The organism is Streptomyces sp. x-19, assembly GCF_046549115.1.
Taxonomy (GTDB): domain Bacteria; phylum Actinomycetota; class Actinomycetes; order Streptomycetales; family Streptomycetaceae; genus Streptomyces; species Streptomyces albulus_C.
This window is the reverse complement of sequence record NZ_JAJPWK010000015.1, coordinates 1-15,721: the sequence shown is the minus strand read 5'-3', so window position 1 is coordinate 15,721 and position 15,721 is coordinate 1. Positions and strand designations below refer to the sequence as shown.

At 68.6% G+C, this 15,721-nt stretch carries 12 protein-coding genes and 2 pseudogenes; 10 read left to right on the top strand and 4 right to left on the bottom strand.

What is annotated here, in order from left to right; genetic code table 11:
• The first annotated feature begins 107 nt into the window (after positions 1-107).
• From ACLJT4_RS27890 to ACLJT4_RS27860, 7 genes are all read left to right on the top strand, one after another.
• Complete coding sequence (locus ACLJT4_RS27890) at positions 108-1,490, top strand: PQQ-binding-like beta-propeller repeat protein (RefSeq protein WP_411126288.1); 1,383 nt, start codon at positions 108-110, stop codon at positions 1,488-1,490.
• The gene (locus ACLJT4_RS27885) at positions 1,483-1,866 is read left to right on the top strand and encodes a hypothetical protein (protein ID WP_411126286.1); all 384 of its coding nucleotides are present in this window, start codon (positions 1,483-1,485) and stop codon (positions 1,864-1,866) included. The genes ACLJT4_RS27890 and ACLJT4_RS27885 overlap by 8 nt, the downstream gene beginning before the upstream one ends.
• A 50-nt stretch (positions 1,867-1,916) precedes the next feature.
• The gene (locus tag ACLJT4_RS27880) at positions 1,917-3,341 is read left to right on the top strand and encodes a PrsW family intramembrane metalloprotease (RefSeq protein ID WP_411126284.1); all 1,425 of its coding nucleotides are present in this window, start codon (positions 1,917-1,919) and stop codon (positions 3,339-3,341) included.
• Positions 3,338-4,036 carry a DNA/RNA non-specific endonuclease gene (locus tag ACLJT4_RS27875; protein WP_411126282.1) on the top strand — a complete coding sequence of 233 codons (699 nt, stop codon included), beginning with the start codon at positions 3,338-3,340 and terminating at the stop codon, positions 4,034-4,036. Before ACLJT4_RS27880 ends, ACLJT4_RS27875 begins: the two co-directional genes overlap by 4 nt.
• A gap of 6 nt (positions 4,037-4,042) precedes the next feature.
• The gene (locus ACLJT4_RS27870; protein WP_411126280.1) at positions 4,043-4,573 is read left to right on the top strand and encodes a hypothetical protein; all 531 of its coding nucleotides are present in this window, start codon (positions 4,043-4,045) and stop codon (positions 4,571-4,573) included.
• A 261-nt stretch (positions 4,574-4,834) separates the two neighbouring features.
• On the top strand, positions 4,835-5,335 hold the full coding sequence (locus ACLJT4_RS27865; protein ID WP_411126278.1) for a hypothetical protein: 501 nt from the start codon (positions 4,835-4,837) through the stop codon (positions 5,333-5,335).
• A 385-nt stretch (positions 5,336-5,720) separates the two neighbouring features.
• Positions 5,721-6,650 (top strand): NADP-dependent oxidoreductase, encoded by a 930-nt coding sequence (locus ACLJT4_RS27860; RefSeq protein ID WP_411126579.1) that lies wholly within the window; start codon positions 5,721-5,723, stop codon positions 6,648-6,650.
• A gap of 310 nt (positions 6,651-6,960) precedes the next feature.
• Here ACLJT4_RS27860 and ACLJT4_RS27855 read toward each other — a convergent pair whose 3' ends face one another.
• Positions 6,961-7,509: an AAA family ATPase gene (locus ACLJT4_RS27855; RefSeq protein ID WP_411126577.1), complete on the bottom strand. Its 549-nt coding sequence runs from the start codon at positions 7,507-7,509 to the stop codon at positions 6,961-6,963.
• A 54-nt stretch (positions 7,510-7,563) separates the two neighbouring features.
• Positions 7,564-8,076: pseudogene (locus tag ACLJT4_RS27850) on the bottom strand (GNAT family N-acetyltransferase); the annotation flags it as partial.
• Between the two features lie 141 nt (positions 8,077-8,217).
• Between ACLJT4_RS27850 and ACLJT4_RS27845 the strand changes: the two are divergent.
• Positions 8,218-8,706: a GNAT family N-acetyltransferase gene (locus ACLJT4_RS27845; protein WP_411126276.1), complete on the top strand. Its 489-nt coding sequence runs from the start codon at positions 8,218-8,220 to the stop codon at positions 8,704-8,706.
• Positions 8,707-8,725: 19 nt separating this feature from the next.
• Here ACLJT4_RS27845 and ACLJT4_RS27840 read toward each other — a convergent pair.
• Both ACLJT4_RS27840 and ACLJT4_RS27835 read right to left on the bottom strand, forming a co-directional pair.
• A pseudogene (locus ACLJT4_RS27840) lies at positions 8,726-8,839 on the bottom strand (IS5/IS1182 family transposase); the annotation flags it as partial.
• Positions 8,840-8,944: 105 nt separating this feature from the next.
• On the bottom strand, positions 8,945-9,574 hold the full coding sequence (locus ACLJT4_RS27835; RefSeq protein ID WP_411126274.1) for a hypothetical protein: 630 nt from the start codon (positions 9,572-9,574) through the stop codon (positions 8,945-8,947).
• A gap of 666 nt (positions 9,575-10,240) precedes the next feature.
• Between ACLJT4_RS27835 and ACLJT4_RS27830 the strand changes: the two genes are divergently transcribed.
• Both ACLJT4_RS27830 and ACLJT4_RS27825 read left to right on the top strand, forming a co-directional pair.
• Positions 10,241-11,722: an MFS transporter gene (locus ACLJT4_RS27830; RefSeq protein WP_411126272.1), complete on the top strand. Its 1,482-nt coding sequence runs from the start codon at positions 10,241-10,243 to the stop codon at positions 11,720-11,722.
• 2,887 nt (positions 11,723-14,609) lie between these two features.
• Positions 14,610-14,999, top strand: a complete 390-nt coding sequence (locus tag ACLJT4_RS27825) for a hypothetical protein (protein ID WP_411126270.1) — start codon at positions 14,610-14,612, stop codon at positions 14,997-14,999.
• The last annotated feature ends 722 nt before the right edge of the window (positions 15,000-15,721 follow it).

Below are 15,721 nucleotides of genomic sequence, written 5' to 3'. Positions count from 1 at the left end.
CCCCGCCGCCGCTTCCTCCTGTCCCACCCCCGCCCCCCTTACCGCCCCTGCCGCCTCCTGCCCCGACTTCCCCCAGCCGCACACGTGGGGCACGCGGACCGGCGGCGGTGCTCGCGGGGGTGGTCACCGCGATCCTCACTCTCGCCCTTGCCCTCACGTACTGGGGCCCCGGCTCCCCGCCGACCGCCACCGCCTCCCCTTCGGCCAAGCCAGGCCAAGCCCCCCACGGGAACTTCGCCTGGTCGTTGAGCCACGCGGAGACCAGCACCTTCGTGGGCTTGTGGAGCACATCGTCGTCCGTCGTGCTGGGCAGCAAGTCCGGGCTGACCGCGTACGACGCCGCCACCGGCGACCGGATCTGGTCCTGGCAGCCGCCGGGGGGCGGGCTGTTGTGCAACATGAGCCACAGCACATCGCGCGGAATCGGGGCGTTCACCTACGGCATGTGGGCCGATACCCCGGGCAGCGAGAGGTGCGATCACCTCCAGACCGTCTCGGCGGCCACCGGCACCCTCGGCTGGACGCGGGCGGTCAGCCTGGTCGCGGACGGCTCCACTGGCTTTCCCGACCGGCTCGGTGGCACCTCACTGTCCATCAGCGGCGACGTGGTGACAGCCCCCTTCGCAGGCTCCCGAACCCATGACCAGCACGTCACGGATTTGCTCAGCGCCGACGTGCGCACCGGCCGGGTGAAGTGGACGACCGACTTCGGTCCGGGCCCCATGCAAGGCGGATGCCGCCTCACCGGACAGGCCCAGGCACTGTTGGCCACGGTCTACGCCCTGGCCGAGTGCGGCGACCAGGCCAGGCTGATGTCCTTTGGTGACGGTCCGCCGACCCGGCCGATCGGGATGCCTGCCTTACCCGGGTGCACCAGCATCAGGCCCCATACGACAGTGCGCCGAAAGCTCACGGGCTTCATGACCGTTCGCGACTTCCGCCTGCTGGTCGGCTGCTACCTGTCGGATCATGGTGGCGGCCTGCTCTACCTGCTGTCCGCGGGCACGGACCGGCCCGTTCCGCTGGACACGACCGGGGCCGCCACCACCGCCGTGGCCTTCGGCTCCGGGGTCACGTACGAGCCGGCCGACCTCGTGCTGAGCGCGGACACCCTGTACCTGGCCAAGGCCAACGGCCGCTACGCCGGCCGCACCGACGGCGTCATAGCGGTCGACCTCGCCACCGGGCGCCAGCGCTGGAGCAGCACGCTGCCTAGTTCCTCCTCGGTGACCCTGGCGGCACCCACCGACTCCGGTGTGCAGGTGCTGGCCGGTGCGCGAAGCCCCACTTCGCTCTCGCTCCACACCGTGACCGGTGCCCATCAGGTGACCCCTCCGTCGTGGAAGGCCACGTCCCTCGGCGTGGACCCCGACCTCAACCCTCCGCGGGCCGTGCGGGCGGGAGACCACCTCGCCATCGCCTTCCCCGGCTCGTACCGGCCCGGCCAAACAACCCTCGGCGTACTGCCCTTGGAGGCGAGCCATGGCTGACCCGACGTCACAACGGCCGGGCTACCAACGCGCCCCGCACTACCGGCTCCTCCTGGGCTGCGGGGCGGCAGCGGCGGTACTTGCGGTGACCGGCGCAGTGGTGAACTTCGGGGCCAGACCGGACCCGAAGGTGCCTGTGCCGCCCGGGATGAGCGCGCGGCCGTCCGGTCTGCCGACGAACCTCCCCACCAGCCTGCCCACGAACTTCCCCACGAGGCTGCCGACGAACTTCCCGACGAGCCTGCCCACCGGCTTCCCCACCAGCTTTCCGACCGGTCTCCCCAGCCACATCCCGACGAGTCTGCCGAGCTTCCCCACCCAACTCCCCACGGGCGTGCCGACCGGTGCTCCGGACGCCCCCGGGAGGACGTCGTGAGCCAGGCATTTCCTCCAGCCCCGACGGCCGCCGACAGCCGGGATATCCGGATGCGCGCGATACTGCTCGTCGCCGTGACGCTGTCGGCCGTCTACACCGTCCACGTCATCATCGACATCCTGCGTCCCCACCTCGGATACGAGGAAGGCCATGCGCTGGTCGGCTGGCTGAACCCACCCCTCAAAGGGCAACCCTCCCCGCCGTTCGGCTGGTACAAGGTCTCCTTCTGGTGCTACGTCCTGAGCCTGCCCGCCGCCTCGGCCTTCTGGCTGCTCAGCCGGCGCCCCGGGCATCAGCGAGCCCACTGGCAGGCAGCGGCGACCGTGGTCCTACTGCTGCCCTATCCAGTGTGGATGCTGGGCACCCTCACCCGGAACATCACCTACCTGCTGTTCTGCCTGCCCAGCACCGCCTACGCCCTCTGGCTGGTCCACCGCATGCAGCGCTTCTCCCGACTCCCCGTGCCGGCCCTGCTGGCCACAGCAGGGTGGGGCGCGGTCGTCGGTGCAGGGTTCGGCGGCTCGATGAACCAGTGGTGGACCGACTACGCCTACAACTACCTCTCACCCGACAACGGCGCCTTGACGCTCATGGACTTGGCAAGAACCAAACTCCAGGTGATGTCCGGCATCGCGGTCTCCGCCGGCGTCTTCGAGGAGCTGGGCAAGGGCGCCGGAGTCGCCATCGCCTTCCTGCTGCTGCGCCGGCACGTCGACAACGTAGTCTCGGGCATCGTCCTGGGTGCGGCCACCGGCGTGGGCTTCAACCTCGCCGAAAGCGCCCAGTACATGGCCCTGCACGACGGCGCGAGCGCCTCCACGCAGTACTTCCTACGCCAGTCACTGGGCCTGATGGCCGCCCACATGGCGTTCACCGCGGCAATAGGCGCGAGCTTCGGCATCGCACGGCAGCTGCGGGACAAGCGGGCCCGCCGGATCGCCGTCAGCTGCGGCTTCGGCATCGCCATCGCCGCCCACTTCGCCAACGACGTCTTCATCACCGCCTACAGCCGGGGCAAACAAGACTGGTTCGACCCGAGCCCCACCATCGACCTCCTGATCCTCACCCCCCTCGCGTTCTTGGTGCTGCAAGGCCCGTTGGTCCTGCTCTACCTGCTGCTGCTCCGGCGGGGTACACGCGACCAAGCCGCCGCCCTCGCCGTCGAACTCGCCGCCGAGGCAGCCACCGGATACGGAGCGGTGACCCAAGACGACATCCCGGTGCTGCTCCACCCGGCACGCCGCTTCTACCTCCGGCTGAAGGCGCTGCGTCACGGCGGCATCACCGCCTACCAGCATCTCGGCCGGCTCCACCAAGCCCAGCTCCGCCTCGGCATGGCCCGCTGGCACCGCAGCCGAGCCGAATACGACCCCACCGCAACCGACGAACACACACTCCGCCAGCACGTCATCAGCGTCCAAAACCAACACGGCCCATCCACGACCTCCCCGCGCCCACCCCAGGCGGTGACATGACCACACGCATGCTTTTGAGGTGCGTCACAGCGTTGTCCGGCGTCCTGTTCGCGTTCCTCTTCTTGCTGCCGATGCCCGCCTACGCCGCCTGCGCCGACGTCAGCTACGACAACGACGGCGGAAACGCGAAACAGCTGCCCACCCCCAAACCGCCCGCGGGTGATCCGTGCGGCAAACAAGCCAAGACCGGTGCGGGCACGGTCGCCGCCGGAGCGGCCGCTGTCACTGCGGCTGCTGCCGCGGCCAGTGCTGTCCGTGGGCGGACGGCAGGCCCAGTAGCCCAGCCGACCCCGTCGTATGCCAAGCCGCTGGACACCCTGGGACGGGCCACGGGGGTCGAGACCACGGTCAGCCGCGGAATGCTGGACGCTGGAACCAAGGCATCACGGCGCATCAAACCACCAGGATGGCAGGGGGAAGCAGCTGGGCACACTCGAGGTCATCTCCTTGCCAGAAGTCTGGGAGGAGACGGCCGCTCGCCCGCCAACATCGTGATCATGTATGACACGGCCAACAACGAGGTCATGGAGAAGCTGGAAGAACGTATCTACGAAACCGTCAGAGATCACGGCAGTGTCGAGTACTCCGCGACCCCGGTATACCGCCAGCCGAACGACCAGGTGCCCGCAGGGGTCCATGTAAAGGCCACCGGCCCCGGCTTGGACATAGACCAGACCATCATCAACAAGAGGTAGGCAAACGTGACCGATCTCGGCCTCCTGGCCTCCCTGCCTTACACGGGTGACAACGAGCCGGTGCTCAACGACTGGGCACGCGCGGAGAAGAGCCTCCACACGACCTTTCCACCGACCTTCAAGAATTTCCTCAATACCTTCGGCGGCGCGAAGTTCGACGACTTTCTGCGCGTCTACCGCGCCGGGGCCCACAACGAAAACGCCGACCTGATCGCTCGAACCCTTGCCGCCCGGCACACCCTGGCAGAGACCCGCCCTCACCTCCACCGTCTCCTCGCAGACCGAGGAACCAACACCGCCGAGGTGATCCGGTGGGGCGGTACCGACAATGCCGACATGCTTCTGCTCATCCCCCACCCCGACCCCGATCGGTGGGCGGTCCTCACCGTGATCGGGCGAGGCCCCGAATACGATCTGTACGAGGGCCCACCCGAGAGCTACTTGCTGCGCGTCCTGCGCGGCAGGCTGGTGAGCCAGGTGTTCCCCGACGATTTCCCTGACGAAGGACCCACCGTCCAATACAGTCCCTGGATTTGAGCCAGATTCCTGAGCTTCGAGTGCAGTGAGCCGCAGCGGCCGGTGAGCGCGGGCTGCGGGCGATCCCGGCCTGTTCGCCGCGCCTGAGCGGTCTCGGGGGGCGAGGTCTTCGGTTCGGGTCTACCCCCAGTGGAGGTGATGCCTGATGCCGAGGATCTTGAGGGTTTCCCTGGCCGGATCAGCAACGGCCCGTGCTGCGGGAGTGGTTGAAGCGCTCGGTCCTCCCCCCCCGAGCGGCCACGGCTGGACACGATCCATCCCATGACAGCAACGCTCCGACCCATCACCATCCACCGACCAATGCACAACCTGCCCGGCCAGCCGAGAGATCGCACATGCAAGCTTCATGGCCGTGGCCACGCTCCGATCATCTTGTGGTGTGCCGCACGCGCCGTTGCGGCCTTCACGGCCGCACGCCATCCAACAGGAGGAACAGTGCCGAAAGCCTTGAAAGTCACTCTGCGGGTTCTCGCTGCAATTGGCCTGGTCGCCGCCGTATTCGGTGGTTTGGTGATACTGCACAACCCGGATGCCGTCCCCATGTGCGACGGCAGGGAGATGCATCCTGGTCAGACCTGCGTCACCGTCAGGCCCGGACAGATATCGGCGACCAGCGACGACCGCTGGAGCTATGAACGAAGCAAGCAGAGCATGGAGACCTCGCTGACCATCGACAAATTCCTGGTGGGCATCGGCGGCGCCGTGTTCCTCGGGGCCGTCATCACGCTCCGTGTCAAGGCATCGGAGAGGAGCCGGGAGTAGGTGTGGGGATGACCTGGGCCGAAGACATCCGGGCAGCGGGGCTCGCAGCGGCCCTTCCGGCGTTCGCCGGGGACCCGCCGGTGGGCATTCCTGGGCAGAGCCGCGGCTGGCGTCCGGCTCGTGGCCGCCCAGGGGGCTTGTCGCTGCCGCTGGGCCGTCGGTGGCCGGGCTGGGGTGGGTGGTGCACCTGCCCTCGGGAATTCTCCTCAACAAGTCGGAAGGATCTGGACGGTAGAACCGCCCACTCCCAGCAGCCCAAGGTCGTGTCATGTTCAGTTTCAACGCGCGTAGTGTGGGGGAGTTTTCAGCCGCTTGTGTCTGCATGGCGCAGATGTCGAAGTGGGAACGGGAATACGGATCGTGTGCCGTCCCGTTGTTATTGATCATGAAGGCAATCACACTGCAGCAGTACGGGGGCCCGGTAGATTTGGAGCTCACAGAGCTGCCGACCCCGAAGGTCGCCCCCGGCGAGGTCCTCGTCCGGGTCAAGGCGGCGGGCGTCAACCCGGCGGACTGGAAGCTCGCCGCCGGTTACCTCGACGACGTCATGGAAGCGCACTTCCCCTTCATCCCGGGCTGGGAGGTCTCCGGCGTCGTCGAAGCCAGAGGCTTCGACGCCACCGAGTTCGAGGTCGGCGACGAGGTCATGGGCTACATCTGCAAGGACTGGGCACAAAACGGCGGCTATGCCGAACTGGTGTCCGCCCCGGTGCGCACTCTCGCCCGCAAACCCGAGTCCCTCAACTGGCTGCAGGCCGCCGGGCTGCCGCTGGCCGGGCTGACGGCCTACCAGGCCATCCAGCGGCTCGGCATCGGCACGGGCGATACCGTGCTGATCCACGCGGCGTCCGGCGGTGTCGGCTCGTTCGGCGTGCAGATCGCTGTCGCCCGTGGAGCGCGCGTCATCGGCACCGCCAGCGAGCACAATCACCACTACCTCCGCGGGCTCGGCGCCGAGCCCGTCACCTACGGCGACAGCCTGTCAGACCGGGTACGCGAGCTGGCGCCCGACGGCGTCGACGCAGCACTCGACTTCTTCGGCGGTGACGCGGTGACTGTCTCCCAGGAAGTGCTCAAGAATCCGAAGCGGGTCGCCTCCATCGTCGACACCACCGTCACTGAGAAGGGTGGCCACCTCGTGTGGGCCCGCCCCAGCTCGTACGACCTCGCCGCGCTGTGCTCCCTCGCGGACTCCGGCAAGCTGTCCGTCACCGTGGACCGCACCTTCCCTTTGGCCGAGGCGGCCGATGCCTGGCAGGCCGTCCAGGAAGGCCACACCCGCGGCAAGATCGTGCTGGATGTCGACACGAGCTGAGCCCTGGCCGTCGTCGACCGCCTCATTTTCAACGGTGCCTTCATCGAGCCCGGTACCGACTCCTGCCGCCCCGTCGGCACGCGAGCTCTAGCCGAGTAACCGGCCAAGGTCGGCTGACCTTGCCGGGTCCCTACCTCAACGGCCCGTCGTCCTAAGGCCGGCGGGCCGTCATTATGCAGTCAGCCTTTCCAGCCTGGCCGGCCAGGTGTCTGGCCCCCGCCGTGCCTTCGGGAAGCCCCGGTGCTGCTCCGCGCAAGTCCGTGGGGGCGGCAGAAGACGGCTGCGTGAGCGTAGGGCCGGGGCCGGCCTGTCAGCTGAACGAGAAGCGCGTCGCGGCATCGGCGGGAGTCACCCCTTGACTACGCCCGGGGACGTCGTGAACTACGTGTGCGCCCTCCGAGCGCAGTTGGTCGGTGCCGGCGTGCCGGGCCATGAGCGCGGCGAAGGCGTGGACGTCGGCGGTGGTGATGTCGGTCCGGCCACGCTCCGCCTGCTGTTGGAGGAGTACGCCGAGGTCCGGGTTGAACCGCAGCATGGTCACCGGGACGTCGAAGCGCCTCGCGATGGCGATGAGGCGGGTGCGTGCCTGGGGGGTTACGTTCGTGGACTCTGCGACTGCTGTGTGTCCGCGGGCAAGCCGGGCGACGACCCGTCGGTCGCGTTCCATGAAGATCCGAGCGTCCGCCGCGTCGGTGTGCGCCTCGGTGGGTGCGGTGCTGAAGAGCTCCGCGCGGATCTCGTCGCTGGACACCACGGCGTCCTCGTCGATACGCCCGTGGGCGATCAGTGCTCGGACGAAGCTGCTCTTGCCCGAAGCCGGCGGGCCGATGAGGACCACGAGTCCCGCGGGTACTCGCATCAGCCCTGACGGTGCCGGCCCGTGAGGCTCTGGACGGGTTCCCTCAGAGGGGAGACCCGCCGGGGCCGTCTGTGACGGGCCGTTCCGTGCGGTCCTGCACTCCATCAGAACTCGGCTTCCCCGTGCGGCAACCGGGCGGAAGCCTGCCTTGCTCCATGCCCTGATCGCCGGGCGGTTGGCTGCTTCGGGATCGACCGTCACCCGGTCCCATCCCACGATGGCTAGGAGGTGCCGGACGAGGGCCCGGGCGGCGTCAGGGCCATACCCCTGACCCTGTGCGTGTGGCAGGAGCGCCATGTCCACGCCGCCCTCGCGAGGGCCGGAGGCGACGTACTGGGCATACCCCACGGGATCACCGCCTCGGAGGACCAGCCACGAGACCACTGCGGGACGCCGCCTTCCGGTGTACTTGGCGGCCACCTCCTCGCGGGTGAGAGGCCGTCCGCCCCAGTTGCGGACGAACTCGGGATCGGCGAACCACCCGGCGAGCAGTGGCAGGTGGTCCTCGGTGGCGGGGATGAGCGAGACGGCCTCGCCCTCGATGCCGCCCTCTGGTGTGTCCTTCACGGAATTCCGACCCCTTTCGTGTGCGTGTCCCCCTCATACTTCCCGCGCGGGGCGGTGCGCGGGGAGACGGTACGGAGCGGCCGAATCCGGGTTGCACCGGTTCGGGACGCGGGAGGATGCTGCCTTGCGGAGGTGCTCCACGTGACAAGCGTCGTGCTGGGACTGACCGTGCGAGATCTGGTGCACGCGGATCTGGAGTCGTGCGGCTGGGCCGGATCTGCGCATCATCTCAACAATGTCGCCATGCAGTTGGATCGCAGGCCGTCCGGCGACGTCGACTATCTGACCGTCTGCGCCCGTGCCGGGATTCCGATCGCCAAGGGCGGTGTCGACTACCGGGCGAAGGACGGCGTAGGCACGCTGTGGCAACTCGCCGTCCACCCCGCGCTGCAGTCCTGTGGCGTGGGCACGGTTCTCGTCGAGGCCCTGGAACAGCGCATCAGGAATCGGGATCTGTACCAGGCCGAGTTGGGCGTGGAGGACGGCAATCCACGTGCCCGTGCCCTCTACGAGAGGCTGGGCTACCGCGCCTACGACCACCGTCCGGACGCGTGGGAAGAGCAGGCCCTCGACGGAACGCTGCACCGCCACGAAACGATGTGCACCATGATGCGCAAGGACCTGGCGTAGAGCTTCGCCCTTCTCCGGGCGCGCTTACACGACGCCAACGCGTTCCGCGTTCCTGACGGCGGGTCCGCAGTCGAGCGGCCAGGTAGCGCAAGGTCGAAGTGGACACATCGACGCCGGAGGGGTACACAAGCACGCGGAAGATCCTGGGAGACAGGCGATCTTGGTCGTGAACCCGTCTACCAGGAGCTTCTTCATGTCCAGACACCGCCCCCACCCGCCGAGCACCCCACCACACCGATCAGGTTGGAAAAGGCTCACTGATGGCCAGATCTTCGTCGAGTTTCGCTGCCAGGTCCTCGGCGAGAGTCGGAACATGGCGATTGGCCCACTGCTTGGTGAGGGAGAGAAAGCCTTGCAGTCCCTCCTGCACGGTATGCAGGATCCCGGGTAGGTCACCCATCACGATCTTGATGGGCTGCCCGGAAGGAGCGTTCTGAGCGTCTATGCTGTCCGGCCACAGCTGCACGACCTCGTCGGCATGCTCAAGCCTTGGTGAAGGGTCATGGCCGAGCCACCGGGTCTCTCCGTCTGCGACGTCGAGCCACTCGCGCCAGTCCTCCAGGCCACAACAACATCCTGGCCGGACGGTGACGTTGGTTCGGGTGTCGTGGACGCGCAGCCCTCCTGGTGCGATGACCTTGTCTGCCTCCAGCAGGCGGCGAATTGCCTCGCTGGCGCCTGACAAAGGGCGATCGCCTGCACCTGCACGCGAGTTGCAGTCAGCCAACATGGCCAGCGCGCTGCCGACTTCGAGCGGGGACATACTGCCCGACAGAGCCATGAACTGGTACGGAGGCAGGTCGGCCACCGGCCAGAAGGAGAAGTCAACGATGCCTGGGGTCTCCAGGACGGCATTCACGATCAACACCGCGTCATTCTCGCTGCGGGCGATCCTGCCCGCCTACCAATTTTCCCCCCCCGGGCTGTCCGGTCGCTGGGTGCCGGTGGCCGGTACGCGGCCGCGGACCGGTGTCGTGCGGGCTGAACGGGCCCGGCCGCAGGCTTCCTGGAGGAGCACGGTGTACGCCCGATTGCTGGCCAAGGAGGAGATGACCAGCGCCAGGTCGGCCGGCCCGGTCTCTTCGACTGCGCCGGCCGTTGCGCTGCTCTGAACCGGCTGGCGTCGGCCCGCCGCCTCCGTCGGCCCGCCGCCGCGGCCTGGCCCTCTCGCTACTGGCGCCCGGCCGCCCGCCCGGGCGAGACGGGTGCGGTGGGGTGAGTTATCGCGTTGCACGGGCGCCAGAGGGGCCTTTACCCTGCTTGGGTTCCGCCTGTGTCCGTTCCGGGGCCCCGGCGCTGTGTTTCGAGGTGACGACTTATCTCCCAGGCCAAGTAGCCGTCCGCAGTTCCCCACGTTCTGAGGCTTCGAACGTGTCCGGGGCGGACGTTGCGCTGGCCTGAGTTGCGTCGCCCACTCCCGCATTTCCCTGTCACTTTCCGGGTGCAGCTCTGCCGACTGCCCCGGGTTTCGTGTTCTCCGGCCCCGGCGCGGCTGACGGCAGGGCTCCCCGCTTCCCTGCATCAGGAGCCCGCAGTGCCTTCCCCCGCGCTTGGCAACGAGCCGCAGCACACCGCCGAGCCGCCGGCCCATGACGTGCCGGACCGGTCGTCGAAGATGACCCGCGCCGCTCGGATCGCCCTTGTCGTGCTTGTGGTCGCCGAGTTCATGGACATCCTCGACCAGTCGGTCGTCCTTACCGCTCTACCCGCCGTGCAGGAGTCGACTGGCGCCGGACCGGTGGCGGTGCAGTGGCTGACCGCCGGCTACTCGCTGACCGTCGCCGTCGGGCTGATCACCGGCGGACGGCTCGGCGACATCCACGGCCGACGCAAGATCCTCCTCATCGGCGCCGTGGTGTTCACCTTGGCCTCGCTGCTGTGCGCGATCGCCACCGGCCCCGGTGTGCTGATCGCCGCCCGCGTCATCCAGGGCGCCGGCGTCGCGATGATGATCCCCCAGGTCCTGGCCACCCTTCACGTCATCTTCGACGGCGAGATCCGCAGCAGGGCCTTCGGCCTCTACGGGGCCGTCTTGTCGCTCGCCAACGTCCTGGGCCCAGTCCTGGGCGGCGTGCTCACCGAGGCCGACCTGTTCGCACTCGGCTGGCGGCCGATCTTCCTGATCAACATGCCCGTCGGCCTCGCCGTGATCCTCCTCGGCCGGAGGTTCATCCCCGAGTCGACCGCGCAGAAGGCCGACCGCCTCGACCTCACCGGCATGCTGCTGTCCGCACTGGCCATGGTCCTGATCACCTTCCCGCTCACCGAGGGCCATTCCCACCACTGGCCGCTGTGGTGCTTGGCCATGCTCGCCACAGGACTCCTCGTACTCGGCGTCTTCCTGCGCCACCAGCAGCGCAGGAAGGACAACTCCCCGCTCGTGCCGCTCTCCCTCTTCCGGGGCAAGCAGTTCTCGGGCGGCCTGTCCGCGCAGCTGATGCTCGGCCTGCTGTGCGGCCTGTTCTTCATGACCTGGACGCTCTACCTCCAGCGCGGCCTGGGCATGAATCCGCTGACGGCGGCCGCGGCCTTCGTCCTGCTCGCTCTCGGCGAGCTGGCCGGCGCGACGACCGCGATGAAGAGCGCAGGGCGCTTCGGGCGCTGCCTGCCCCAGGCCGGAGCCCTGATCACACTCGCTTCGATGGCGGCTTACGGACTTCAGATCAGCAGTCGACAGGCCGACCTGACCCTCCTCGCGATGACCATCCCGGTCGCGCTGATCGGCTTCGGCCTCGGCATGATCGGCGGCCCGCTCGCCGACATGTCCCTCACCAAGATCCCGCACGAGAACGCCGGTTCCGCCTCGGGCCTGTTCAACACCGCAATGCACCTGGGCATCGCCCTCGGCACCGCGCTGACCGCCCTCGTGTTCTTCGCCGCCACCGGCGGCTCACCCGACGGCGCGATCAACCGCGACGCGTTCACCGACATCCTCTGGTGGGTCGGCGGCACCCTCGTGTTGATGTGGACCCTGATGTTCTGCCTGCCCGAGCGAACCAAGAGCCGGGCCGGGTAAGCCGGTTCCCCAGGGCGGCGACACCCCCTCTCCCTGTACACCTCACGCAGTCACGAGCCGGGCCCGCCGCGATCGAGGTCCTGTCGGTCGTCGCCGACGACCTGACCCCCGCCCGGCAGGGGCCGAGTATCTCGCCCGGATCGGCGTGCTTGCCGTACCTGCTCCACCTCCGCGACGGCCACGAGATCGAGGACGCGCAGGAGGCGGTCCTGACCTTCGCCTTGAGGGCCGGCTCGAAGCTGGCGGCCAGCACTCCACACGATGAGCCCGGCGCCTCAGTTCCGCGTGCTGTCGCTGGCCGGCCGCTGCCGGCTGGGACCGAGCACTTGCTGGCCGCCGCTCGCCGGGGCCCGCGGTCGCCCGCTGCACGCCGACCGCAGCACGTGCCGGCATCTCCACTGCCGCGGTAGCCGACGCAGAGGACGTGCTGCGCGACTCGTGGGGCGCGCGGCGGCCGACGGTTGGCCTCGATGTGAGTTTGGTGAGCGCGCCGGGATCCCTTCCGCCGCGTTCCCTCCGATTGGCCATCAAGAGGGCGTCCAGCACGACGGCCCGGGGCCGCTCGAACAAACCGGCTACCTCGGGCCGTTCCACTGGTGTTGGGCCCTCAGTTGTTGCCCTTCGGGCTGAGGGTGCCGCTGTCGCGGAAGTGAGCGAGGACGTCGTCGAGGCGGGCGGCGAGGCGCATCGGGGTCAGTTCGATGTCGGCGTCGAGGGTGCGCACCCGGGGTTGGAGGCCCCGAGGTCGTCCGCGGCGGTGGTGTCGCGGCGTTGGGGGCCGTGGTCGAGGGGCCGGCGGCGTGTGGTGCGCATGGGCGTGTTCGTACGACCGTCCTCGACGCCCCGACCTCGCCGTCGTGAACTGCCGGCTTCGGGTCGCTTGCGTGGCTAACCCCTGCCTGCTCGATGGTGCTGACATCACCGTCGCTAGCCCCTCGAGCCTGCCGGTCCACTCCTCGCGAATTCCCGTCAGAACCTGCTCTGACGGGGTGTTTGCGGATTTTCGCGAGAACTGGATCAGCGCGGATCCGATGGCGACGGTGGCCCCCATCGCGCCCAACCGGGCACTGCACACGGCACACCGACCGAGAGAGAAGAGCCATGACGACCCACCAGTCGCCGGCCCAGCCGGGCCCGACCCACCAGCCCGTCACCACCACCCCACCGCAGACCGCCCCCGCGGCCTTCTTCCCGCCCGATACTCCATCCCCCGGCTCCGCTGCCCACGTTGGCCGCACAGCAGGCCCTGGAGGCCCTTCAGCGGCCCGCAGGCGCCCAGCCCCCTGGGCGGTGGTGGCGGTTGCCTGCGACGGGCGCTGACGGCGCTCCCGTGTTCGCCGTGGCCATCGGCCACTCCGCCACGGCAACTGCCCCTGTACCCGCTGCTGCGCCGGCCGCGGGCCTCAACTCGTCAGCCGGTCCGCCTGCCAGCCCGTCCACCCCGGCTGACGTCCCCGAGCCGCTGCCGCCCAGGGTTCGTGGCGTGCCGTGGTGGCGGTGTGCGCGCTTTTGATGGTCGCGATCGCCTGCGGAGTGCTGACGGCGGTCTACCTCCGTCTGACTCCGTTGTGGCAGGTCATAAGCAAGGTCGCGGTCTTCGCCGGCACCGCCAAGACGTGGCTGGCGGCCGACGCTTCCCGTGACCGCCGGCGAGGCAACCGGCGGTAGTGGCCGGGGTGTCGGGTGCCTCGCCGGGAATTTCGCGGGCGAGGCACCCAACCCCAGCCACTTACGGGCCGATTGAGAGCGCAATTAACCGTGCATATCGAATTGTGCACACGGACGTTTCTCTGGTAATCAAGTGCAATGAAACAAGCGAGAATTAAGAGAGTTCTCCAGGACGTTCGCAAGGGATGTCGGGAGGATGCGGTCGTGCGAAATGAGTGCGCTTTCGGCAGTGCCGCCGAGGTGGCTTTCGTCCCCGCACCGTCATCGTCACCAGTGAGCGGCCGGGTTTCAGGGGCTCAACTACGCGTGCCACGTACGCCTGCGGCGCGCCCGAAGGACGCCCTCGGACCACGGCGGAGCCGTACTTTCCCCGCCATCACCCCGCCAAGGGGTCTGCACGCCCGTCTCCCACCCTCTCGTCCAGCCCTGGCCTCCCCCCCCCCCAGGCGAGACGGGTCCCATTCGGGCGTCTGGCGGCCGCACAGCGCCTTTGGGGTGTTGAGGGCCGGACCGCGGCCGTCGCGCCGGGGTGGCCGCGGTGCCGTCGCCGGCCGGCGGATGAAGTCCCGCTCCAGGCCGCCGAATCGGGCGGCCACCGCGTGCCGCATGTCCCCCGTGCTGTGCATGCGTGCGCGAGGGCGGCAGCGCCGGCTCGCGCCCCTGCAACCGCGGACACCCGTCCGCGTCGTACGAGGGGCGGGCCGCTGCCGGGGAGCCGACGGCGGCCTGGGCCTCCCGAGCCGGCCTCGGTCCTGGGCTGGGGGGCGGGGACGAAAGGGTGCGCTCGCGTGCACGCGAGCGCACCTGCTGGAGGGCCAGGCCGTCGTGGTCACCGCCGCCGATCGGCTCCTGATCGGCGGGCCCGGCCAATCGGCGGCCGATCGGCTGCGAATCGGAAAACCGATGCTGACCAGCGAAAACCGATCAATCCAATCAGCTGCCCCGCTCTACCCGCTCGACTGCTGGTCAGCGCCCTGTCGTGCCCACTCGCGGGGCGCGTCGTCCCCGCTCGACCGAAGCGGTCTGTGAGCGGGTCCAGAGCGGCCGGCGAGCGGGGTCCGAGCTGGGCCTGGTGACGTGAAGGCGGTAAGCCCGGGGCGTTCGTCAAGGCCGTTCATCATCGAGAGAATCGATGAACCTCCGGCGCCCTACACGCGCGCGTGGGTATTCCCGTACGTCTCCGCAGGCACCCCTTGGACCACACCACCAGGAGAAACCAGTGTCATACCCGCAACCGCTCACCCCCGAGGGGAAGCTCGCCGACGCGAAGAAGCTGTTGAGCCTCCCGCGTATCGTCGTGATCTGCGGCTCCACCCGCTTCATGACCGAGATGAACGAGGCCGATCTGCGGGAGACCAAAGCAGGAAAGATTGTTGTCAAACCGGGCATTGACATGAAGTCGCCGCACGAACTTTGGCCCGATCCTGTCGAGGCCAAGGCGCTGAAGGTTCGACTCGACGATCTGCACCGGGCGAAGATCCGGCTCGCTGATGAGGTGCTCGTAGTCGGCGACTACATCGGAGACAGCACCCGAGCCGAAATCACCTACGCCCGGTCGCTGGGCAAGCCCGTGCGGTTCACGCACCCCGAAGTCGCCCCTGACGCCTGACCGCCCGCTGCCACCTCGACAACCAGGGCCGGCAGCCCGCCGCTGACCGTCTCGCGGTCGCTTCGGCCGCCGCCCACCCGAACCAGCAGTGAGCCGCTGCGAATTGACCGGCAATCTCTACCGCTTTTCCGAGGTCCCTCGGGGTGTGGTCGGTGGTGAGTTGCAGCGGTCCTGCGGGGCGCGCCTGCACTGGAGCGCACCCGGTTTTTAGTGGTGTCATGTCCAGCTGTTTGAGCGGGAATTACAGCCTGCCTGAAGAGGAATACAGGGCAGGGTTTTCGGCTCGGAGGTGGTGGTGTGTTTTCCCAGTCTCCACCCCGGGCAATGTTGTGATGCATCGGCGCGTAAGTCTCGCGCTTCCCTAAAGACCTGCGGTAGGCTCGAAGACGAGCGGTTCATTCCGCCGTCAACTGCCGGGCGACGGAATGCGGGTGACTTGCGCCAGGCTCCCGAGGCCGGAGCAGCGACCGGGCCCCGGAGACGGAACTCCAAGCCAGACACGGGAACCCCGTCCCGTAGCCAGCCTCACGCCCGGCACTACGGACGGCCCGCCAGACGCCACACGAGGCGAGCCACACTGAATGCAGCGCGGAATTCCGGAGGAATTCCCCAGCTATTCCGATGGAATAGCAAGCCCCGAAGGGGCTGGTAATTCCCCGGAGGGGAATAGCATTTGACGCCCCGTAGGGGCGTGCGTCGTTCCTCCGGAGGAGGACGCGCGC

What these genes read in the sequence shown, in the direction of transcription:
- ACLJT4_RS27885 (WP_411126286.1), top strand. Translation starts at nt 1,483, where the DNA reads ATGGCTGACCCGACGTCACAACGGCCGGGCTACCAACGCGCCCCGCAC.
- ACLJT4_RS27880 (WP_411126284.1), top strand. Translation starts at nt 1,917, where the DNA reads ATGCGCGCGATACTGCTCGTCGCCGTGACGCTGTCGGCCGTCTACACC.
- ACLJT4_RS27875 (WP_411126282.1), top strand. Translation starts at nt 3,338, where the DNA reads ATGACCACACGCATGCTTTTGAGGTGCGTCACAGCGTTGTCCGGCGTC.
- ACLJT4_RS27865 (WP_411126278.1), top strand. Translation starts at nt 4,835, where the DNA reads ATGACAGCAACGCTCCGACCCATCACCATCCACCGACCAATGCACAAC.
- ACLJT4_RS27860 (WP_411126579.1), top strand. Translation starts at nt 5,721, where the DNA reads ATGAAGGCAATCACACTGCAGCAGTACGGGGGCCCGGTAGATTTGGAG.
- ACLJT4_RS27855 (WP_411126577.1), bottom strand. Translation starts at nt 7,509, where the DNA reads ATGCGAGTACCCGCGGGACTCGTGGTCCTCATCGGCCCGCCGGCTTCG.